The 22,723-nt window shown below is 38.2% G+C and carries 18 protein-coding genes; all 18 read right to left on the bottom strand.

Going from position 1 to position 22,723, the window contains the following annotated elements; all coding sequences use genetic code 11:
* Positions 1-13 precede the first annotated feature (13 nt).
* Positions 14-1,090 (bottom strand): hypothetical protein, encoded by a 1,077-nt coding sequence (locus DXB15_RS03590; protein WP_118702056.1) that lies wholly within the window; start codon positions 1,088-1,090, stop codon positions 14-16.
* A 19-nt stretch (positions 1,091-1,109) separates the two neighbouring features.
* Entirely contained in the window at positions 1,110-4,757 is a 3,648-nt protein-coding gene (locus tag DXB15_RS03595; protein ID WP_158582185.1) for a bacterial Ig-like domain-containing protein, read from the bottom strand.
* Positions 4,758-5,051: 294 nt separating this feature from the next.
* Positions 5,052-5,597 carry a hypothetical protein gene (locus DXB15_RS03600; RefSeq protein ID WP_118702058.1) on the bottom strand — a complete coding sequence of 182 codons (546 nt, stop codon included), beginning with the start codon at positions 5,595-5,597 and terminating at the stop codon, positions 5,052-5,054.
* Positions 5,598-5,630: 33 nt separating this feature from the next.
* Positions 5,631-11,657, bottom strand: a complete 6,027-nt coding sequence (locus tag DXB15_RS03605; RefSeq protein ID WP_118702059.1) for a hypothetical protein — start codon at positions 11,655-11,657, stop codon at positions 5,631-5,633.
* A 172-nt stretch (positions 11,658-11,829) separates the two neighbouring features.
* A complete protein-coding gene (locus tag DXB15_RS03610; protein ID WP_118702060.1) occupies positions 11,830-12,030 on the bottom strand; it encodes a hypothetical protein in 201 nt (66 codons plus the stop codon).
* Between the two features lie 683 nt (positions 12,031-12,713).
* A complete protein-coding gene (locus tag DXB15_RS03615; protein WP_118702061.1) occupies positions 12,714-13,610 on the bottom strand; it encodes a hypothetical protein in 897 nt (298 codons plus the stop codon).
* Positions 13,611-13,625: 15 nt separating this feature from the next.
* Positions 13,626-13,880: a hypothetical protein gene (locus DXB15_RS03620; RefSeq protein WP_118702062.1), complete on the bottom strand. Its 255-nt coding sequence runs from the start codon at positions 13,878-13,880 to the stop codon at positions 13,626-13,628.
* Entirely contained in the window at positions 13,867-14,433 is a 567-nt protein-coding gene (locus DXB15_RS03625) for a hypothetical protein (protein WP_147404757.1), read from the bottom strand. Before DXB15_RS03625 ends, DXB15_RS03620 begins: the two co-directional genes overlap by 14 nt.
* Before the next feature lie 146 nt (positions 14,434-14,579).
* Positions 14,580-15,266: a hypothetical protein gene (locus DXB15_RS03630; RefSeq protein WP_118702064.1), complete on the bottom strand. Its 687-nt coding sequence runs from the start codon at positions 15,264-15,266 to the stop codon at positions 14,580-14,582.
* Positions 15,267-15,303: 37 nt separating this feature from the next.
* Positions 15,304-15,840: a hypothetical protein gene (locus tag DXB15_RS03635; RefSeq protein ID WP_118702065.1), complete on the bottom strand. Its 537-nt coding sequence runs from the start codon at positions 15,838-15,840 to the stop codon at positions 15,304-15,306.
* Between the two features lie 38 nt (positions 15,841-15,878).
* The gene (locus tag DXB15_RS03640) at positions 15,879-16,391 is read right to left on the bottom strand and encodes a hypothetical protein (protein WP_118702066.1); all 513 of its coding nucleotides are present in this window, start codon (positions 16,389-16,391) and stop codon (positions 15,879-15,881) included.
* Positions 16,388-16,933: a hypothetical protein gene (locus DXB15_RS03645; protein ID WP_118702067.1), complete on the bottom strand. Its 546-nt coding sequence runs from the start codon at positions 16,931-16,933 to the stop codon at positions 16,388-16,390. The genes DXB15_RS03640 and DXB15_RS03645 overlap by 4 nt, the downstream gene beginning before the upstream one ends.
* 39 nt (positions 16,934-16,972) lie before the next feature.
* The gene (locus tag DXB15_RS03650; RefSeq protein WP_118702068.1) at positions 16,973-18,361 is read right to left on the bottom strand and encodes a hypothetical protein; all 1,389 of its coding nucleotides are present in this window, start codon (positions 18,359-18,361) and stop codon (positions 16,973-16,975) included.
* A gap of 45 nt (positions 18,362-18,406) precedes the next feature.
* The gene (locus tag DXB15_RS03655; protein WP_118702069.1) at positions 18,407-19,531 is read right to left on the bottom strand and encodes a type IV pilus twitching motility protein PilT; all 1,125 of its coding nucleotides are present in this window, start codon (positions 19,529-19,531) and stop codon (positions 18,407-18,409) included.
* Positions 19,532-19,588: 57 nt separating this feature from the next.
* Positions 19,589-19,915 (bottom strand): hypothetical protein, encoded by a 327-nt coding sequence (locus tag DXB15_RS03660; protein WP_118702070.1) that lies wholly within the window; start codon positions 19,913-19,915, stop codon positions 19,589-19,591.
* Positions 19,912-21,174 carry a hypothetical protein gene (locus DXB15_RS03665; RefSeq protein ID WP_147404758.1) on the bottom strand — a complete coding sequence of 421 codons (1,263 nt, stop codon included), beginning with the start codon at positions 21,172-21,174 and terminating at the stop codon, positions 19,912-19,914. Before DXB15_RS03665 ends, DXB15_RS03660 begins: the two co-directional genes overlap by 4 nt.
* A 242-nt stretch (positions 21,175-21,416) precedes the next feature.
* Positions 21,417-21,845 carry a GtrA family protein gene (locus DXB15_RS03670; protein WP_118702072.1) on the bottom strand — a complete coding sequence of 143 codons (429 nt, stop codon included), beginning with the start codon at positions 21,843-21,845 and terminating at the stop codon, positions 21,417-21,419.
* Positions 21,824-22,309 carry a hypothetical protein gene (locus DXB15_RS03675; protein ID WP_118702073.1) on the bottom strand — a complete coding sequence of 162 codons (486 nt, stop codon included), beginning with the start codon at positions 22,307-22,309 and terminating at the stop codon, positions 21,824-21,826. Before DXB15_RS03675 ends, DXB15_RS03670 begins: the two co-directional genes overlap by 22 nt.
* Between the last annotated feature and the right edge of the window lie 414 nt (positions 22,310-22,723).

Consider the following 22,723-nt stretch of genomic DNA (forward strand, 5'->3'; position numbering starts at 1 on the left):
ATCACTCTCCCTGCTAATCTCGAATATCATATCCACTGCATACAGATTCCAAATCAAGCTCTCCATTGTATCCCATAATATCTAACACGACATATCCATGCCCTGTATCAATACTGGCCAAGGCATAATGCCTAATCAGATCCTTATCGGAATCCAGTGTCAGCGAAATATAATTTACTTTGTAACCGTCTTTATTCACAAATGAATCTTCTTTATAGTCGGAATACTCGTCTGTTATCCATGAAACGCGTTCCTTAATATCAATTTTTTCTTTTGAAGGAATGATATTTATTCCATACTGGTCATAGTAAATAGTCTCATATTCCCCCATATTCTGATAACCATTAATATTATAGACAACATCTTTAGAGATCGTACAGTCATAATCATTTATGGTAAACTGATACGAAGAATCGGATACTTTCTGAAAAAACTCTTCATTTTTGTATACACTATACGCTTTATCATTTAAGATAAGTGTGTCCAGAATATCCAGATAATCATCTGTTGTTTCTGCATCTTTCACGATCATTACGATATAGACCATATCCTTCTCTTTGTCAAAATGAAGAAATGTCTCAAAATCAAAATTCTGATCGAATTGTTTTGTTGAAACATCCTTGGTAATATACCGATACCATACTCCATTATCGTTTTCATATTCTGATTCCGAAGATGTATCAATATCGATTTCCTTATATTTAGACAAAGCAGCTATTACAGACTCTTTATCGGTACCCATATTTACATCTTCTGTCTTTCCTGCAATAAAGGAATACATACATAAGGCATCGTTATCCTGAACAAAATACTCTACATTATTTGTATTTGATGTAAACTGGTCAATCTGTAAAATATCATGTTTTGAATTGATCTCGATATAACCGCCATTTTGAAAATAACCTTTGTACTTATCATTAATGGTGAGGTTTTCATCATTAAATACAAAACCATTTTTCTCAACCTCGGAAACGGAGCTTCCATCGGATGATTTCTTCTCATTTTTTCCACAGCTACTACAGCCACATAATCCGATCATGCAACAGAGGAGCAGCATCAAATATAAAATTTTTCTAGTTTTTCTTTTCACAAATCTGCCCTTCCTTTCTTTATTTCTTTACAAACCGGAACTCAATACCTGTAATAACACTTCCGTTATATCCCGCTGTTGTTCCTTCGTCATACCATTTTGTACTTGCATATTTGTCTGAAAATACCCGGTATTGGATTTTCTTATCCGTTTTACCGGATAGCGAAAATCTTACCGTAGTAGGATTTTTCAATGTAGTTGCTGTAGTCAGGTTATTGTAGGTTACCCCATTAATAACTGCGTTCAGCTCAATACTGCTGTTTCCAATTAGTCCGACTTTCATCTGCGTAAATTCTTTTCCACCAATGGAAAGGATTTCATCACTATGGTACCAGGAAGACCATTCATCCATGCCACCACCGATTGCTTTGACCTGAACATCAAAATCCATTGCATCCGGTGATTCTGTACCTTTTCTAATATATCCGATCTTATATTCATCAACATAGTAGTAATCCTCTACGCTTCTTGTTTCCTTGATGGTAAAGAACTCTTTCCAGTCCGCATACGAATACAACGCATCCAGCGTTTCGTGTGGCTGGTTATCTCCACTGACTGCCATAGGAACACGCATAGTACAGGATAATCCTCTATAATTTACTGTTATCTGCTGATTGGTACTCGTGATGATCATTGTGGAATAAGTAACACCTTCTTTATTACCACTGATAATTTCTGTTTTCCCATCTGTATAGAGAAGTGTTATCTCAACCAGAGACGAATCAAATGCGGAACCTTTTTGTACTGCATCACCCAGATACAAAGCCGTCATACTATTTAAGTTAGCATCAGATACCGTAATTGGTGTAGAGGTTGTCCTGATCCTGCCATTTTCCGTATAACGGAAGGAAACACTTGTTTGTCCCAGTTTCAGGTTTGTTCCATTTTCAATGATACATTGATCTGTAACAACTGCTACTGAACCATCCGTATAGACTGCAGTTATGCTTAGACCAGTAGAATCAAAGTTTTCTCCCGGATAGTAAGCTGTTTTGTTTGGTTCCCTGCTGACCTCAATGTGATCTAACTGCCGTGGCCGGACTTTGATATCCACCACTGCCGTAACAGTTACATCTTTTTCTGTATAACTCAGTGTTACATTCGTCTGTCCGTCTTTTAGTGGATCACCACCTATGATTTTATAATCTGTCTCAGAAAGAGTTCTCTTTGCCCCAGAAGAATAAACTGCTTTGACGATCAATCCAGCCGGATCAAAAGTATCACCTGGATCGTAAATTTTTGTTTTCAGATCACCAGTTACTTCCAGTGCTTCCAATTGTCCTGCTTCTACAAATATCTCAACTTTTGTGGTGCAGGTAATATCATCCAGGGTATAAGAAATCGTTACATAATTCTGACCTGCTTTTAAATTTGTTCCGTCCAGTATCTCATACTGTCCATCCAAAAGCTGTCCTTCGGTATAATCCGAAAACGTTGCCATGATGATCATACCTTTCGGATCAAAATCATCGCCCTCGTTATAAAAGATGGTATCTGGCAGGCGCAATGGATAGATAGATGTTAATACTGCCTTGATACCCTCTACTTCAAAAGTATCCTGACACGACTGGACTTTTGCGGTATAGGTGTTTTTTCCAATTTTTGAAACGGTAAGTCCGGCATCCCCGGATTTTCCTGCTTCATTTATCAATGTTACATTATTGCTATATCCTTTCAGATATCCAACAGTGCCATTTTCATAATGTGCACTGATAATAACATTCGCTGGTGAATAAGTAAGTCCTTTTGTAACCTTTGGACCAACATATTCTGCTTCGATGGAAACGATTGGTGATTCATAAGCAGAAATAACAAACGTTGCATATACGGTCTTTCCATTTTCCGCAAAAGATATCAGCCATTCGTTATCTCCGATATAATAAACGCGATAATCATCAATCATACCATCCGCATAATCCAGATCTATGTTATCACTCTCATCATCTGCAAGCCGTTCGTGTGAATACATATGCATCTCATATCCATTAGAATATCCACTTATGATCACACCGGTTAAATCTTTTTTCGGATTATAAGAAGTAAGTCCTCCAGACAAAACAATCTTGGAACCGTTATCATATGAAACAACACAATCAACATCAGCCGGATCAAATTCCGTTCCGACCATTACGGTATTTGTGTCATTTTCTTTACTGTTATGATATTCAGCTTTCATGCTGACCGGAGTTTTTTTATAAACTTTCAGATATGTTTTGCATGATTTTGTCTGTTCATTACTTACAATCGCACCATTAGAATAAGATTCTCCGGTATAAGTAACACTTACATTAAGCTCCATCAATCTTGGATTATCAGGATTATTCGTTGGCAGGCTTCTCCATTCCGCAGTGATAAATGAGCTGTCATTTGTACTTGTTGACCTGTCTGTACCGTAAATCAGCGACGAAGTACTGTTCTTTACATATGCTTTCGGATTCGTTGTTTTCCGTTGGTTATTGCCAGCCGACATCCATGTTTCCGAAATAGCATCTGGATTATTTAGTGTAAATGCCTGAGACGTTCCATTCGTATATTTACAGGTAATCTGAATCACGCTGCTTGAAATAGATGTTACTTCATTCAATCCGGTTGAGGATGCTTTGATATTTCCACTGTCAATTACCTGTGCAGAAATGGATTCTAAAGCTCTGTGATATCCTGCCACGCTACAAGAACCAGAAAGTGTAATCGAAGACCTTCCTTCATAGGTAACACCTACCTGAACTGTGTTATGACTGGTGTTATATCCACACCATACACTGTCGTTTGTCAGTGACACCTTATATTTACTGTTCACTGTATTTGCGTAAATAATCTCTGATGTACTGTTTGCTACGTTTCCATAATCAAAATATACCTTGATCTGAATCTTATCCTTTGGAACTGTTGATCCTTCTACCAATGGCGTGCCTACATACTGAACCTCTATTTTTGTCATGTTCTTTTCCGCCCATGTAACAGACATCTGAGCCGACAAGCCATTGTATGTTACGGTAACATTCCTTGTTCCTACAGCTGTACTATAGCTGCCAAGCGTTCCAGAAACATTTTGTGCCGAATATTGCCAGGCCCCATAATTCGTTGTGATTTTACCACTGGCATAGGTTTTTACCGTTTTTGATCGGGATGGTGTCGTTAGCGTTGTTGTATAATTTGTAATTGTCTGCCCTTCTACCAATGTTCCACCGTTATGCGTGGCTGATAACGTCTTATTTCCATACTCGGTACTTGTATTCGTATTAATTACCGTATCGACAACCTTTACTGTAATATAGGAAGACTTAATGGTTTTAGAAATGAATGATTTCCCACTGGTCGGACTCGTGTTATATGATACTGTAATCGTCACACTACCAGTATGTGTTCCAACACTGGAAACCGAACATTTATAAGTCCATGAAATATCACATCCGGTACCATGTTTTGAGCCGGAAGCTGTTACTGTACTTTTGCTAGAACTATAAGTAACTGTTCCAAAATCATGTGACAGACTGACGCTTCCTCCTAAATGATTAGCAGAAGTAGTATATGAATTTCCAGAACCACCTCCAGAAACCATGCTATGTAAATCACCTACAATCTTTCCATCATCCCTGATAGAAATGTTCTCATAATAATATGTATTATTGGCTGCCAATGCATCTGTTGGTTTAAAAATGAGAAGCATAAAGAAACATCCTATAAATAATGTCAGGAATGTTATTATCTTTTTGATACTCGCCTCTTCTCTCATAATCTCCATCTTTCTCACTCCCTTGTGTCTAGTCATCCTGAATCTATATGTTCTGTGGAGATCACCAAAAATGTCCCAACAGAAATATCCTTATACATATCTACTAAAAACTTTAATAACTTCGCAATCCAAGATAATAAAAAAATTTTGAAGTAAAAAGGAAGCCTCTCCCTATTACTCTAATGAGTAATTGGGAAAGACTTCCTTTTATTTGCGCTTTCAGTTTTTCTAACGTCCGCTTCTCAGCATACAAAACAGTAATTCTGTCATTGATCTGCTTCTTGAACCGCAATGGCATGGTAAAACGATTTCCAGTTTCCAGTGTTTTGTACTATCTAATGGTGTCGGATTTTCAAATTCATCTACCGCCTTCTGATAATAAGGTACAGCAACCATGATGCCATAATGACTGGAAGATTCAGGGAAACATTCTTTCAAATGATTGACAAATTTCCCACCTCTTATATCCGGCAGAATTTCTTTATAACATTCCATTGTAGTGACCATATAATTTTTTTCACCAAGGAAATTCAGACCATTCCCGCTGTAAACATCTTCTTTGCAGCTTTTTATTTCGTAGCAGGTAAAGGTTCCTTTTTCAATGCCAGACACCGACGTCTGGTTTTCTGGCTCAAAAAGCATATAATCTACACGCTTTCCTCTATTGCTCCACGGATCAACACTCACCTCACTGGCCCAGTGTTTTCCAAAACCATTCAGGTACTGCCTCACAAGCAGATCACCCAGAAATTTTGTTGTTTCTGATCTTGTCATGTCCTGTTCGCCTCCCATCGTTCAGGCATGTCATTAATTCGTGTCATTGTGGCACAGATTTTTATTTGTCTTTCTTTTCTTTCCAGTGATGATAATCGCAGCACCGGATAATACAACACTTGCCCACGCCCATACCGGTACTTCCATATCATCCGTTTTTGGAGCAGGTGTAAAAGTCTGCTGTGAAGTTGTTATCATCTCTTCTACAGAAGGTGTCACATTATTTTTTGTATTTCCTGTTTTATCATCTGCTTTTGGAGCAGGTGTATCGTCTGGTTTCTTGTCATGGGTGTTTTCACTGTATTCTGCCTCTTTATAGGCAAATGCATAAGTTGAAAACTTGTCACTGTAGAAGGAAGCATATCCATCCTTGTTTTCCAACTTGATCAGTTCCACATCCCCATCATGGTAACGGATTACATAGAACGTTCTGCCCTCTTTTAAGTATTTCTTTGGAATCTTGAGGGAAAGTTTCAGCGGATTTTCCAACTCCGTCACATTTCCGATTGGTGTACCATTGACAGTAAGTAATACTGAAATATCCAGGAATGAGATACGTCCCATTTTTTCAGAATTAATCTTATCCTGTAATATTTTCAATGCATCTTCACTTAGATCCGTTGCTTTTACTTCAGTAGCTTTCACGACTGCCCGGATAGAGTCACCATTGTCCAATGCATCTTTTATCTTTGCCTGTGTGTCCTTAGAAACAGCATTTCCGCTATAGTTGCCTGCTGCCACCGCTTCGATAATGGATGTTATTTCATCATTCAACGCTTTTTCAGATTCGTTTTTCAGTTCATACATGTTCTGATCCTGTTTCTCTGTAATCTCTGATAAAGCCTGTTTTAACTCTTTACACCATGTATCAATGCTTTCCTGCTGCCGGATATCTAAATTGTGCTTGATATTACCAAGTACAGACTGTAAATGTTCGGTATTATCATAATTTGACAGATCCGCAGGAATCTTTTTCAGGACAGCATCCAGTTCTGTGTAATCTGCATCCAGATAGGTTAAGGACTGGATTGCATTGTCTAAAGCCAGTGTCCATGCATCTACTTCATCCTGTGCAATGATCTTTAAGGACCAGTCTACAGATGTCAGGATGTCCCTTACCTTTTTCACACTTTCATAGGTACATAAATTCAATACAGTTTCATCTGGGATCTGGCTGACGGTTTCCCGTAACGCTTTATAATCAGCATCCTTATATTCCAGTTTCGATACGGCCTCTTCCAGACGTTTTGCAAGGGAATCCACGATTTCCTGCTCCCTGATATTGAGCTTATGGTCTACTTCTTTCAGTAATTCTTCAATCTCTGCTGTATCTTTGTATAAAGTAAGATCTGCCGGGATTTTTCCCAATACCTGATCCAGTTTTGTATAATCTGCAGATTTCAGTGTAATCTTGTCCAGTGCAGTTTTGACTGCTTCTGTCATAGCGTCTACTTCATCCTGCTGGGTGATATTTTTATCACGTACAACCATCTGTAATGCTTTTTCCAACTCTTCTGTATTATCGTAATCTGACAGAGAGGACGGTACCAAGAGCATGATTTCATCCAGTTTACTGTAATCTGCATCCCTGTATTCCAGTTTGTTTACGGCATTTCTGATGTTTTCCGCAAGAGTGTCTACTTTTTCCTGTTCACGGATTGATAAGTTTCGATCCACTTCCTTCAGAAGTTTCTCTACCTCACGGGATTCTTTATAAACGGAAAAATCTTTCGGAACCGTCGTTAAGACTTCATCCAGTTTACTGTAGTCTGCCGGCTTAATACTGATTTTTGCAAGTCCGCTTCTTACTGCTGCCGCCATAGCATCTACTTCATCCTGCTGGGTAATGTTTTTGCCCCTTACAATACTGTCAATGGCTTTATACAGATCCTGCGTATTATCATAAAGGTTAAGATCCTTCGGCACTGCCTGCAAGATTTTATCCAGTTCACTGTAATCTGCATCTTTATACACCAGGGAACGGATTGCTTCATCCAGTTTTTCTGCATAGCCGTTTACTACTTCCTGAGAAAGAATATCAAGGTTTTCCGGTATACTATTGATCACATCCTGCACTGCTTTTACGGAATCTTCTGTATAGAGTTCATCCATATTAGCCGGAAGTGAATCAATCATATTCTTAATCATTCCATAATCTGCTTCTTTCAGTTCCAGTTCTGAAAGTGCTTTTTTAAGGTCTGCTGTCACAGCATCTACTTTTTCCTGATGTGTAATCTCAAGATTATATTCCACATTTTCCAAAGCCGCTTTTAATGCTGATACATCTTTGTAGATGCTAAGGTCAGACGGTACACTGGCGATGACTTTCTCAAGTTCGGAATAATCAGCAGGTTTGTATTGAAGGGAACGGATGGCAGCAGTCAGTTTTTCGACATAAACATCTATCTCTCCCTGTTTTGTAATATCAAGATCCCAGTTTATAGAAGCAAGTGTGTTTTTTACTTCACTGACCGTACTTTCTGTATACCAATCCTCATAATCTGTCGGGATAGTATCAATCACTTCCTGCAGTCTGGTGTAATCCGCAGCTTTTAAGGTCAATTTTTCCACTTCTGTACGAATATTATCTGTAAGTGCATCCACTTCACTTTGCTGAGTGATATTTTTATCATATGATACAGATGCCAGCAGTTCCTTCAAATGATCTGTATTCAAATAGATGGATAAATCAGCCGGTACGGTTTCAAGTACTTTTTTGAGTTCTGTATAGTCTGCGTCTTTATAAGACAGCTCTTTCAGCATCGTTTTGAGTTTGGCCGTTGATTCCGAAACCATATCCTGATTGAAAATATCCAGTGTATAGTCCATGGAATCCATGAGCTGTTTGATCTCATTTCCATTTTTGTAAAGGGATAAGTCATCCGGAACCTGTGTCACAAGCTGATTCCATTCACTATAATCAGCTTTCTTTACGGTAAGCTGATTCATTACTTCGCGAAGTTCTGCCGTAATCTGGTCAACCTGTTCCTGTTTATCCGCTCCAAGGGAATAATCAATCTTGGCAATCACATCTTTTACGGCATCTGCCCCATCATAATATTTTTCATATTCTTCTGGAAGTGTAGCCAGCAATTTCTTCATATCTGTGTAGTCAGCACCTTTCATAACAAGGTTTTGAATTGCACTTAAAAGACTTGCATTCCAATCATCAATCGTTGCCTGTTGTGTAATATTTAATCCATCTTCAATCTCAGACAGAATCTGTTTCAGCGCATTCACAGATTCTTCCGTATAAAGGTTTTCAAATCCTTCCGGAACAAGTGTCATGGTATGTTTCAATTCTGTATAGTCAGCCGGCAGATATTCTAACTGGTTGATACTGTCTAAAACAACGATTGTCATGGCATCAATTTCATCCTGTTGACTGATATCCAGTCCTCTGATGATAGAATTGATCGCCTCGTACACCTTCTGAATGGAATCAGCGGTATACCATCTTTCCATGTCATTTGGGACTCTGGCCAGGACATCATCAAGTCCGGAATAATCTCCGTCTTTATATTCCAGTTTTTGTAATTCCTGCGTCAACAGATCTGTCCAGTAATCGATCTTAGCCTGCTGTGATACATTCAGTCCATAATCAATTTCATCAAGGATCTTCTGGATTTCTTTCCCATTTTTATATAAATTAAGATTCTCCGGTACGTCTTCCAGGATTGCATTCAATGCATCATAATTTGCTTTCTGTACCTGCAATGCAGCAATCGCATCCTTTATGGCCTGCGCAGTATTGTCTACCTGTTCCTGATAGTCAATCGTAAGTCCATAGGTGATATTAGCAAGAAGATCCTGTAACTGGAATACACTTTCTTCGGAATATCCTGACAAGTCTTCCGGTACCATTGCAATCGCTTCCTGGATTCCTGAATAATCTGCCTGTTTCAAAACCAGTTTTTCTGTTGCGGTTCTGATCTTATCTGCAAGTGCATCTACCTCTGCCTGATGTGTAATATCCAGATTTCTGTCTATGGAAAGTAACAACTGCAGCAGTTCTTCGTTATTATCAAACCAGTCAAGATAACGTGGCGGAACATTTTCAAGAGCCTGATCCACAAGGGTAAAATCTGCTTTTCGATACTGTAATGCATCCAATTTTTCCTGTATGCCATCCACATAGGCATCAATTATATCCTGCTCCTCCGGTAAAAGGCTACGGTCAATATTCGCAATATAATCCATAAGGTCAAGTACAGATTCATCGGAATACATACTTAGATCAGCCGGAATACTGTTGATTTTCTCGTCAACTCTTGAGTAATCACCATATGAGATCTTTTCAATACAGTTTTTTACGATTTTGACATAATCCTGCATGACCGCTTCCTCTGTGACATCCTCATAATCACTTACACTGGAAAGAACATAGTCAATTTCCTCAATCATTGCATCAGATAAGATCTCTTTATAATTGGTTGGGATTTTTTTCAAAAGTTCATCCAGTTCCGTCGAATCTGCCCGAAGTAAAAGCTGGCTGATAAGATTTTTCAGGTTTTCTACATAACCGTCGATTTCCTCCTGCTGGTCGGAACGTAACTGATAGATGTCATTCAACGCATTCAATGCATCTTTCAGATTTTCCCTGGATGTTTTGGTATAATTTTCCAGGTCACTTGGTACGGTTGTTATTGTTTTATCCAACTCGGTAAAATCTGCATCGGTAACTTCTACCAGTTCATCCATGATTTTTTCTACATCAATTGCATAGGCATCAATCTGAGCCTGATTTTCACTTGTCAGATTCCACTTAATGGCTTCCATATAATTTCTCAGACGGTCAAATGATATGGATGTATAATTATTTGGATCAAGGCTCTCATACTGGCTTTTTAACTCATTTAAACGGGTATAATCCCCCATCGTGATACCTTCCGGAAGTTTTACCAGACGCTTTATGGCATCATTAAGTTCTCCTGCTAATGTATCAATTTCATCCTGCCGCCAATCTGGAAGATTGAGTGTGACCTGATCCAGATATTTTTTCACTTCCTCTCTGCTTTCAGCTGTATATTTATATTCAAGATCCGCCGGAACAAGATCCAAAGCTTTATATAATGCCTCATAATCTGCAAGCAGTCCAATCCCATAAGCATCTCCAATCTGGAAACGTACCTCATATTCCATGACTGCCATATAATCTTCATTGCAGACTGTACGATCCAGCCCATCCAGGTATATTCTCAGTGTCTGTGCTGTTTCCTCTGACATGAGAGAATAATCAATATGTGCAATAAGAGCATCAATATAACTGTAATCTGCTTTATGAGACAATGCTTCATTTACTGCTGCCTGCAATGCTTTCGCATACCCGTCTACCGTATCCTGGTCCTTAACTGTCAGATCCCATTGAATATTCCCCATCACCTGATAAATATTCATCTGATCTTCGTTACGGAATTTCTGCATACGGTCACTTGTCAGGTAATCTTTTAACTGCTCTAACTTGCTGTAATCTGCTTTTTCCAAAGCCACATCATAAGTAACAACAAGGTAAGATGGTAATGACTGTATCTCCATAGATGGATTATTTGCATTGATCGTAGAGATTTTATATCCATTCATCGGATCAAAAAATGCTACCTGAATGCTTTTACCCGCACTGGTATCATTCAAAGTCAATCTGGCATTTTTCATTTTTCCAATCAATGCCGGATCTTCCAATTTAAAAGCAGCAAAGTATTTATTATCTGGAATATTCAGATTTGATAAGATATTTTTTGCATCACTTTCTGATAATTCTCTAAAAATCTGTTCAAACTCTTCCTGTGTTCCTGTAAAATTTGCCGTTAAGGTGACAAATCCATAATCTATTGTCATCTCCGGTCCAACAGGTTCTTCCTCTACACTGCCTGGTCCATCTCCTGTTCCCGGTTCAATTTCACCAATATCACCATCCCCGGCTTCCTGTAACACGATACCATCATTACCAGCAGTTTCACTTTCAACTACTGATGCTGCATGTGCCGTTACAGCCGGTGCTGCTACGGTCGCTGTACCCAAAGTTGTCATCAACGCTATCAGCTTCAAACGTCTTGCTTTCATTTTTTGGCATTCCTCCTTAATTTCCTATATATTTAAGTACGAATTTTCACTGCTATTCCGCAACATATTTTTGAAAAATTCTTTTTCCTCCATAGATAATTTTTCAACGACAAAAAAGCTGTTTTCAGAAATGAGAACAGCTTTTTTGAAACACTTTTTAGGATTCACATACTTAGTTGTGAGCGCCCCAGTTACCCGGGTTAGCACCGTTGTTACCGATGTTGTTTGCAGCGTTGTTAATGAATGTAGAAATATTGTCACGAAGGATGAATAATGCTACAGCAATTACCAGAACAACTGCGATCCATACGATAATCTCCATGTTGGAAGAACCCTGCTCACCTTTTAATGCTTTTACGATTCTATTGTGCATTGGTTTGATCTCCTTTCTCTGTTTTATATTATAGTTATTGAAATTTGTAATCCGCTTGGTTTACATTTTTTTACTTTTTATAAAAAAATAAAAATCTGTGCCACCGTGACACAGATTTTTGCATATATTCTGTTTTTATATAAACTTTTTCAATGTCATATCTTTTACAAATGACAGCGAAATTACTACCGAATCACTTTTTCCAGTATGATTCTTATCCATCGGTGTTACGAGAATGTCCGTGTCCCATCTTCCATCTTTTTTTTATCAATAATGATATCATCGACTCTGCCATATATGATAGAATTGTCTTTTAGACATAACTCCACAAAACTGCCTCTTTTTACCCACATATCTGTTATTACCTTTCTTACTCCGCCACAAACTCATTAATATCTTTCTTCACAATGCAAGATACCCCGAGTGAAATTAACACATGACAGAATAAGCGATATTGCGCATACTATAAAGGCTATCCGGTACATCCTAGAAGGCACATATGGTCTACAGAACAAATGTAGCGCCGCAATAGCAATCATACTAAACAATGCACCAGTTACCCCAATAACCATTCTGTTATGGCTGTTACAAAAACTTGCAATCAACGATACAATACAATAAAGAAAAATTGATACAAAAATTGCCACAAAAATTTTTAACATATTTGATTCATCCTTTCTTTTTTATTCCTGTACCAGCTGTTCTGTCTGTGCTGGTTCTGTCTGCACGGGTTCTTCTGTCTGATCACTTGCTCCTGCCTCTGTTACAGGAGATTCCTGCGCCTGACCTTCCGTATTTTCTTCAATCTGGGCATCATTTGCAGTAGTATCCTCAGATGGTGTATCCATTGCACCGTCTGCATTGGAATTTTGGATATCTTCGAGGCTTTCCTGTCCCTCATAAAGCTGTGATGTAGAGAAAAGGTCAACCGGGAGTGGCCCCTTCTGAATACATATCAGGAAAAGATCTAACAGGTTTCCAAATCCGGCTGTATATAACTCATTTGAAATTACATCAATGACCTGTGTTTCATTTACCTGCTCTCCATTTAAACAATAGACAAGGACAGGATTCTCTTTTGATGTTGCTTCTGATAATCTGGCTGCTCCTGCTTCTTTGAATTTGAAATGAAGATATCCGGTATCCTGGTAATCATAAATTTCCACACTTTCTACGTCCTCCGGTGTAATCAGGACATTTCCATCCGTGTCTGTGATTTTAAAATCGTTTTTACAGAATGCGGACGGGAATAATGTCGTATCTGCTTTTTCTGTGAAAGTTACATGGATCATTTTTTCCTTATAATCCTTTTTCAGCTTTACATATCTATCCTGATCCAGTGCTTTTAAACGTTCTTCTATCATGTCGCACATCGCATTGTAATCTTTTTCTGAAAGATCATCTTTGTAAAAGAAATCATAAGATCCGCCTTTTGACTGTGTTTCCGGTTCAGTCTGTGCTTCTGCTGCCGCACTGCTGCTAAAGGATGCCTCGTTTTTTCCACATCCGGCAAAGGTACACACACTGGTACTAGATACCAGTGCAAGGATAAGTAATTTTGTGATAAGTTTTCTTTTCATATGCTTTTCCTCTCTTTATTCATTCCTGTTTGTTCCAAGGACACCCATGACCATTTTCGCAATCGGATCATCGGAAAGTGTCCTGCCGGCTGTTTCAGCCGAAATCATTTCTGTTTCACTGTTTGTTACTGTACCTGATTCCCCAACGGCAGCACAGAAGATCATCGGAATCTTATGTTCCATACATATCATCTTCAGTTCTATTATTTTGGGGAATATTTCTTTTTTATAAACATCTGATACGTCATAGGTATTTTCATTCTGTTGCATAATCATTTCCTCCATAAGCCAGATCCAGCATCTGGTCAAACTGCATTGTTGATGAGATTTCATTTGTAAACGCAAGTTTTACTGTGTGGTCTTCCACAAACAGAAAACACGGCATATATTTGATGTTTAATACTTTCTCCAGTTCTGACTTAATTGCCGGCTGTATTTTCACATCTTTTTCATTTTCTGCAAGCCATTGTTCGATATCCACCGGATCATCCTGAAAAGAATAGATTTCCACCGGATAACTGTTTTCCAGCTTGCTGTATTCTTCAATGTAATACATGCTCCTCTGACAATGTTCACAATCGATACTCATAAATTCCAGTATATATCGTCCATCAGGTTCTTCACGCTCTCCAATAGAAAAATCATTTAAATAAACATTTTTGCCGATCATTGAGATGTCATATTCTCTCATTTCAATATTTTCAATATAGTTTTCAAGAAAATATCGTATATCCTGACTGATTATATTCGGCTCTTTCCCAGATTCAGCATTACTGCTTTCAGCAATTTCACTTTCGCCTTGTTCTTCTGATATTCCTTTCATATCCTGCTGCACAATCTGGTCATTTTCTTTCCTGTTATCCAGGTCCTCTCTCCAAACATTCGTCCTCATAAAAATTAATAATATAGCCATGAGTATGGCAATCATAACAAATTTTATGATGATTGCTTTCCTGCCATTTTTATTTTTCAACTTTCAGCCTCTCTTTTCCGTACTTCCTTTTTAAACTCTGATTCAAATAAATAATAGTGATGTAAAAATTCATTCTTTTGGCTGTCGGCTAACGATTCATGCAAAAAATCAACCGAAAGCGTGAAATGATGATAACAAAGCGTATAAAGTTTGTACTTTTTTAAAAATGTATGTATTTTTTTCTTTGAAAACAGCTCATACAACTGATCGATGCTCTCATAACTCAACCGTGTCCGAATAAGATGGTTAAGGCATATACATACCCGTTCCCGCCCCGCTTGGCGGTCAAAATAGATATCCGGAAAATTCTGGTGTTTGCTCTCAAGTAATTTTTCATAATATTTGGCCACACATTCAGCAAAATCAAACGGATAGATTTCTGGATAGAAACAGTTCAACAGATAGGCCAGCTTTTTATCTTTTACTTCCGGCGGATAAGAAATCTTTTTCAGAAGTTTCGTTAATCTTAGTGCTTCCAGACGTTCTTCTGTTAATCCATCTTTCAATTCGTCCATTTTCAATCCACTGTATGTTCGTATCGCATACCGACAAATCTCAAATACATTTTCTTCCGTCTCTTTCTTATTCCGAAAATAAAAATATGATTCCTGCTTATTAAAAGACGATGCTTTCCCAATGATATATTCATCGAAAGCATAATGTAATAACTTTTTATCCTGCATTTCTTATTGTCGTTCCCCCTATTTTCCTGTAGTATCCTCAAACTGGATGCTTTCTGCCTTCCTTTGTCAGCATATATGGTGTAAATACTCTGCATATTCCGCCTTTGACCTTATCTGGAGCAACATACATCAAAAGCAGTGGTAATCCAAGATTCAAGTTCTCATGTCTTGCGCTAAACCATCCTTTCCACTCCTGCTGTTTTATTGACTCAAATATTACATTTGATACACCCGGGGTATCCATGTCAGCTTCAATTTTCTTGACATAGCCATCTAAAACCTGAAATTCACCGTTTTCAATTACTGTCACATCTTTGATAATCTGTTTCTCGTATCTGATAGCTGCAAAAGCACCAAGGAAACATACAACTCCTATCACCAATGCGAAAATACCGGCACTGCTGCTTGCCAGAATCATTACAATTCCAAAAATCCCCAAAAATACACTGCATTTTGTACAGGTTTTTTCCCGTAATCCATAATAATATTTCATGTATTCCGATATCTCACTGATTTCCTTTTCTGTTGGCTGGCGCAGTCCGGACATTTCCTCTATATTTCCTGTTTTTTTCATAAGCTTTCTGTAATTCCTCCTCCTTGATAGTCCTGCAGTTATATTGGGAAAAAAATATGTATATCCAGCAGCAGGACAAACATGATTGCCAGGCAGCAGCCTGTATGTATAGCATACTGTTTTTTCTTTTTCTGTATCTGAACATTCATTCTCTCGATTTCCTTTGCCTCATAGAAATCCCTACAGTCTACCGGATCTGTTTGCCTTACATATAAGCTATATGTTTTTCCAATGCTACATTTGGGTTGACGGATATCTTTTGTTCTTACAAATGTATACGTTTTTCCATTCACCTGTCCAATAAAATATGGTCTTGATACATCATGGCGTACCCACGTATTACCACCATATCCATCCGGTCCATTGCTGTAATTTTGGTTCATTACTTTCTGGTCTATATCAGTACATATTACCCGGATTGGAATGGTGTATTGTTTTGCAATCTTCCGACATAGTTTTGCTGTTTCACCATAGAGTAAAAAGTAACAGATCACACATGCAAGTAAAGAACATATATCTACAGCTAATAGTATGATAATAACACTTTTCATCCTTTCAACCTCTCTTTTACATCGTCGTTTTTCCGCATCAGTTCATACCACAGTTCGTCCCACAGGATATCGTAATTTTCAGCAAGGTCACCCACTGTGGCGTTTTTTTTATCACCTTCAAAAATGATCATCTGCGCATCATTTCCTCTTTCAATTTTGCTGATGGCATCTTTATTAATCCGCATTTTCACATGGAATGGACGGCAGATCACCATATCTTTGAAACTCACATCTATACGGCATCTTTTACAAAGCACTTCTGCAGTGAGTCCAATGCCACTAAAAACGATTGCAAATATGATATGTCCTATGGAAACGGTCGGATTATGCTGAATAAATGGAATCAGAAAAAAAATAAACAGGATCAGCCAGAAGACGAACACTATATTACACATGATATAAAACGCATGTGGAGGCTGCACGGTATAGGTTTCCTGCACCGTAAATTTACTTGTTTTTGTGCGGGATTTATTTGTCAATAACAGAATTACGATACTAACTGCACTCAGTACGATTATGTAGATTATGTATTTTCTTAACATGCAAGCATCACTCCTTTTCATGGATTATTTTGAGAAAATTTATTTGACCTGAATACTATCCGCTGTATCAGAAATGATCTGGTGTATATCTATGCAGGCTGGTAATCCCTGTGAAACTGCGTTCGTGATATTCTCATACAGGTAAATCCCGTCTTTTAACTCAATAAACGCATGTGCAACATGGTAGCTGGCACCGTCTGCTGCATAATGTACTACTACATAGTTTACTTCTTTCCCATCCTTGGAGGTAAAGGTAACCTTATCATCAGCAGTCACATCAAAAAATCCGGCATCATCTTTCATGGTATCTATGCTGTCCTGGATATTCTTCTGGATATATTGGTCAGCATCTTCTTTTCCCATTGTTTCTGAGTAATCATAGATTTCCATATACACATCTGCATATTCAGTGGTGTCAGTGCATGTTAAATTAATGCTTGATCCATAATAACGGTTAATATCTGGTGCAAGTCCCTGAATTTCATTGACAGTCACTTTATTTCCGTTTCCATCTTCAATGGAAAAAGGATACTCCAGTGTTTCATCCTCTCCCCCGATGTCACCTGTCGTATAATCGCTTTCAGAATAGGTATTTTCTATTCCTGTTGAAACTTCTTTCTCAACACTGTTATCCAGTACGTCTGCAGGTATGGATACATCAATCTTTTCGTATGAAAAATCAACCGTATAAGTGGCTGTAGTCAGGATGAGTGGGGATGCATCTTCTGCATGTTCCTCTGAAACATTATCCTTAAAATCCATTTGAAGGCTCACTGGGCGCATCTGCTTGTCATAATAGCTGTCCATGCTATATTCAGTGACGCCATATTCCGTGATGTAATCTGCTATATCAAGATCAGCGGTAAATATATTTGCCATCTTGGATGATATCTCTGAAGATACATGATATGTATATTCCTGACTGCTGCTGCCGTCATTTTTATTTTCTGAAGCATCCATATCGTTTTTGTCTGCATACTTGGCTAATTTTTCAATATAGTCATACATGTAAAACTCAGGATTCGACTTTTCCTGTTTTATCTTGAACCATTCTTCCTCTTCGCTGTTCCCAGATGTATACTCATAAGTTAAAAGGTTCCCGTCTTTATCTTTTTCGGAATCCCTGTACGATGTGGACTGATATCCATATGCGATCCCATCTAACTGGTAATCCACGTTTGACTCCGTAATCCCAATATCCTTTTTAGCATCATAGGTTGTTGTACGAACCACATGGATATCTACTGTCTGCTCATTTTGCACACCCTTAACCGTAAATTCTTCTTTTTTTGTTACATAATTTGCTTTTTCATATGCCTGTGATGCATTTGCCAGAAGAATCTTTTCGGAAATCGGAACATGGTTTTTACATCCACACAATCCTGCTGTCATTGCCAGTGTCAGAACCAAGGCTATTCTTTTTTTCATTGTATGTTCCTCCATTTTTCTCCAACTCTTTAAAGTTATTCCAATCTACGCCTGTCCGATTCTGTATTCATCAGCTTTTCCACTATTTCTCAACATATCAATGACTTTCATCTGTGTTTCAGACCAGCTTCTATATTCCGGATCGGCATATTCTGTCACAACCTCTCTGCTAAATTTTCCATCCCGATATGCATAGAGAAGTTTTGCTTCCATGGAGCAAGGCAGAAGATCCGGATTGGAATGCTGAACATTTTTAAGCTGTCTTATCTTCCGGTCACGTATCAGATTGCTGATTGCAGTAATATTTTCGACTGTTTCAAACACAACCGTTCCATGTTCCCCAATCCGATCTATTAATTTCTGATAGATGATCACCCTTAACGTATTTGCAAGCTGCATACTCACAGATTCTGCATGGTTTGCCGGAAAATTCTGAAGGATTCTGCTTAAAGTATCTGTTGCCCCCTTGGTATGCAGGGTTGCTATCACAAGCATTCCGGATTCTGCTGCCTTCAATGCAGCTTCGGTTGCCTTCTGTCCACGTAGTTCCCCGATAAAGATAATATTCGGACGTTCCCGCAGGCAGGATGCGATCGCTGTCTCATAATCCGCAACATCCGTATAAATATCACGCTGAGAAATCACGCATTTATCCGCTTTCATACGATACTCCACCGGATCTTCCAATGTGATGATATGTTTTTTGTGATTCCTGTTATTATGTTCCAACATGGCAGCAGCCGTTGTGGTCTTTCCAGATCCCGGACTTCCACTGATCAAGATCAATCCGCTGGATAATTCCGAATACTTGATGATTTTTTCCGGGATACTCTGGCTGATTGTCTCAAGCATGTTGTCCTGAACGCATCTTAAAACGGCAGCAGGATTGCCTAATGTGCGAAATGCATTTACCCTGAATCTCACTTTTTCATTCAGTTGTACAATAAAATCATCATCTTTTTTTCCACTCATCAGGTTTTCAACGTCTCTGCTGGCCTTGCGATATACTTCTTTTACCAACGCTGCCACTTCATCGTCTGGTATAAATTCGATATAGGTCCGTAAAAATCCGTTTACCTGAAAGGAAACCGGTGATCCTGGTACCAGCAGGATATCGGATGCATTACATTTTACGCATTCTTCCATAATTTCTTCTATGTTCATAAACATATCGGTACTTCTCTCCTTTTTTGTCTTGTATTAATCTGTGCCACAATGGCACGCATTTTATTTCTTTTGTATCAGATACCATCTGCGCAGCATGTTCTCCAATTTGCAGTAATAAAGCACATAGCAGGCAAATAAGATGGATAAGCCAAGAAATAGTGTTCCACATAACGGATGTGGAATCTGCCAGTATAGAATAATAGAAAGCACATATCCAATACCGGTACCGAATGTCACGATCAAATGGACCAGACGTTCATGCTGTACCCATGCGATCATATGAAGATGTTTTTCATATTCTTCCTCATTCAGTTCTTCCTTATCTTTTAAAAATCCCTCATATTCTTTGATGAAATCCCTTTTTGCTTTTTTATCCTCTCCTGTCATCGTATTTCCTCTTTTCCCATTAACTGCTGATACATACGGTATCCATCTCCGTCCACGACTTTTGTGTAGTCCTTTGACTTCTGTAAATAAAGATCTAATGGAGTGCCTTCATCTTCAATCAGGTATTCAAAGTCGTACTTGGAAAGGAAATCTTCTATCGTTTGGATATCCTTTGCATAAAGAACGTCTGAATACTCTTTATAATAATCAAATTTCTGGTTTATGGATTTAAAATATAATTCCGGTCTGGCTTCCATGTAGATATGATAACCATTCCAAAGTAGGTAAGCTCCTGTATTAAATCCTGTATACAAACGGGAATCCTTGCTTACATCATGTTCCTTTAGATAACTGACTGCTGCCTGCGGTGCCATGATATAGTCTTTTTCTTCTGGTCTTACTGAAACGGTACAAACCATAAGAAAACCTGTAAAAATACAAATGATGGTTGCTATCCGATTGCACCACACCTTATTTTCCATGGAGCTTAGTGATATTCTGTGATTATCAAGACAATCTGCCCCAAGAAACATCATTGCACAAGCAAGCATTGGCACGTTTTTATACTGCATCATTGCCATTAAAATGCCACCAAGGACGAAATATAACGTGTGTCTGAAAATAATCTTTTTGTTCCATGCAAATCCTGCTGCCAGACATATGATGACCAGAAAGATTCCCGCAACACTTTTCACCTGCGGTGGCTCCAGTTCCGTGATATATCCGTTATTGAGCATCCGGTTATAAGAATCGAAAAGGTATGTGATTCCTTTTATTCCATATGGATTTACAAACAGTGTGCCAGTCATTATGATTACCGGTAAGATCAGCCATTTGCGCCATCTTTGGTTTTCGTCAGATCTTGTATGCCTGTCGATGATCTTTAATGGTCCCTTATCCGGCATCAGGTATGGCAAAAGAAAGATCATATGCATGATCCACATGGATGCATGGATGTTTATTTCAACCAGCATCAACACCGGAAGGAGAAACAATAACGATTTTTTCCCTTTTCGTTTTACATCCTCAACAACAATGCATTGTGTGATCAGCAGTACAAATGTAAATACAGCCGGTCTTGACGTAAATACATACATCATAGGGATCATGCTGACTACGGACAGTAAAAAGGATTCCTTCTTTTCCACTCCTCTCTTACGCATATATGCATACGTAACCAAGAGCATCAACATATATCCCAGATACGCAACTGCCTTGACACCACTCATACCGCATAACTGATAGAGTTTATATAGCATGACTGAATAAAGCCACTGTTGAACCACTGTTTTTAAACCACTTAAAATAAAATGGGTATTCTCATACGGTATTCCATCTGTAAGGATATCCCTCCCATTTGTGAGTATAAAATAGCAGTCTGGATCAACGACTCTATTCTGGATATAGAGCCAGATGATACTGACAAAGAGAATACTTAGTGGCACGGTAAGGGCCAATATGTTTTTTACTGTCCTTGTCTTTCCTGTGTTTTCTTCTTTTTTCAATTTTCAAAGTCCTTTCGGTTTGTTTTCTTCCTGAATATAAAACATTTACTGAAGATATAATTCAAAGCCACTACCACTACCGTTATCCAGATTTTTGGCAGCAGTCCCTCAACTCCTAATATATCCCTGTCAATTCCAAGTCTTACTAACAGCGGGACTCCTACCAGTTCAATGACACCAGTGAATAACCGGGCCATTAAAAAACGGAGAAACTCTGGCACCAAAACATCCAGTTTCCATTCTGTTTCCGTAAATACCCACTTTTTGTTTGTAAAAAAACAGAATAAGATGGTGAGTACCCACGATAATATATTTGACAAACTGACCTTTCCGGTAACAGCAAATAAGATCATATAGCTGATCCAACTCACCAGGGTTGACAAAATCCCCCAGACTAAATAATTCATGATTTGTTTTTTATCCATGCTTTGTCTCCATGTACCGATTCTAAAAACTGACCACTGTTTACCAAGCAAACTGCTGTATGCAGACGTTTCTCATAACTTTCCTGCGTATATGAGTATGTTTTTACCGCCCTCTCCTGATCCATTATGCTGAAAAAATAATTATCCAGGTCACTTTCCGGAAGATCTACACCAAACGCTTTTGCTTTACGCATATAATCCTGTACAAACAGCAAAGTATCTTTGGATTCGCTCAATGGCTCTGCAATTGCTTTAATATGATGTAGCCTGCACATATAATTTGAAAATTCCGTATGGAATGCTTTCACTTTCTTCTGTTCTTTCTGAAATAGCCGGATATCTTTTTTATTCCCCACATAAAATATTGCAGCATTGATCTTATCCGTATGTAGTTCCGCTATTGTATGTCCCAATCCAAGCGTCTGTATTACATAACATTTAAGTTCTTCCCTATTTTCTTCCATACGTTCTTTAATCTCTCCTATTTCCTCTGTGTTGTAATTACGATTTTTACCCTGTTTTTCGCAATCAGAATACTGAAAAATGCAAATTTTGTGTGCATAGCAAAAGTTATCAACAATTTATGCCAATTTGTTGATAACTTTGTTGACATCCTGTTGATAACTATAAAAAGCTGCCTTTTAAAACAGTATCAAAATGTAGCATTTAGCTATTTTTCAAAAATTCGAAAGTATCAAAATGTAGCTTTAACAGTATCAAAATGTAGCTTTTTAGGTATCAATATGTAGCTTTTCAATTTCAGAAAAAATACCCGCAACCCCTTGGTTTTACTGGATTTCTTGAAAAAAACCAATTTTTTTCTTCCTATTAAGTAATAAAGTATATAAAAGTATGATTATATATATACATCCATCATC

Origin of the sequence: Roseburia sp. OM02-15 (assembly GCF_003481835.1) — a bacterium.
Classification (GTDB): Bacteria; Bacillota; Clostridia; order Lachnospirales; family Lachnospiraceae; genus Eubacterium_I; species Eubacterium_I ramulus_A.

Excerpts from the sequence above, each read along its gene's own strand:
- DXB15_RS03625 (WP_147404757.1), bottom strand. The coding sequence starts at position 14,433 with ATGAAAGGAATATCAGAAGAACAAGGCGAAAGTGAAATTGCTGAAAGC.
- DXB15_RS03645 (WP_118702067.1), bottom strand. The coding sequence starts at position 16,933 with ATGTTAAGAAAATACATAATCTACATAATCGTACTGAGTGCAGTTAGT.
- DXB15_RS03595 (WP_158582185.1), bottom strand. The coding sequence starts at position 4,757 with ATGCTTCTCATTTTTAAACCAACAGATGCATTGGCAGCCAATAATACA.
- DXB15_RS03660 (WP_118702070.1), bottom strand. The coding sequence starts at position 19,915 with ATGACAGGAGAGGATAAAAAAGCAAAAAGGGATTTCATCAAAGAATAT.
- DXB15_RS03615 (WP_118702061.1), bottom strand. The coding sequence starts at position 13,610 with ATGAAAAGAAAACTTATCACAAAATTACTTATCCTTGCACTGGTATCT.
- DXB15_RS03635 (WP_118702065.1), bottom strand. The coding sequence starts at position 15,840 with ATGAAAAAAACAGGAAATATAGAGGAAATGTCCGGACTGCGCCAGCCA.
- DXB15_RS03655 (WP_118702069.1), bottom strand. The coding sequence starts at position 19,531 with ATGTTTATGAACATAGAAGAAATTATGGAAGAATGCGTAAAATGTAAT.
- DXB15_RS03605 (WP_118702059.1), bottom strand. The coding sequence starts at position 11,657 with ATGAAAGCAAGACGTTTGAAGCTGATAGCGTTGATGACAACTTTGGGT.
- DXB15_RS03610 (WP_118702060.1), bottom strand. The coding sequence starts at position 12,030 with ATGCACAATAGAATCGTAAAAGCATTAAAAGGTGAGCAGGGTTCTTCC.
- DXB15_RS03675 (WP_118702073.1), bottom strand. The coding sequence starts at position 22,309 with ATGGAAGAAAATAGGGAAGAACTTAAATGTTATGTAATACAGACGCTT.
- DXB15_RS03650 (WP_118702068.1), bottom strand. The coding sequence starts at position 18,361 with ATGAAAAAAAGAATAGCCTTGGTTCTGACACTGGCAATGACAGCAGGA.
- DXB15_RS03665 (WP_147404758.1), bottom strand. The coding sequence starts at position 21,174 with ATGCTATATAAACTCTATCAGTTATGCGGTATGAGTGGTGTCAAGGCA.
- DXB15_RS03670 (WP_118702072.1), bottom strand. The coding sequence starts at position 21,845 with ATGGATAAAAAACAAATCATGAATTATTTAGTCTGGGGGATTTTGTCA.
- DXB15_RS03600 (WP_118702058.1), bottom strand. The coding sequence starts at position 5,597 with ATGACAAGATCAGAAACAACAAAATTTCTGGGTGATCTGCTTGTGAGG.
- DXB15_RS03630 (WP_118702064.1), bottom strand. The coding sequence starts at position 15,266 with ATGCAGGATAAAAAGTTATTACATTATGCTTTCGATGAATATATCATT.
- DXB15_RS03620 (WP_118702062.1), bottom strand. The coding sequence starts at position 13,880 with ATGCAACAGAATGAAAATACCTATGACGTATCAGATGTTTATAAAAAA.
- DXB15_RS03640 (WP_118702066.1), bottom strand. The coding sequence starts at position 16,391 with ATGAAAAGTGTTATTATCATACTATTAGCTGTAGATATATGTTCTTTA.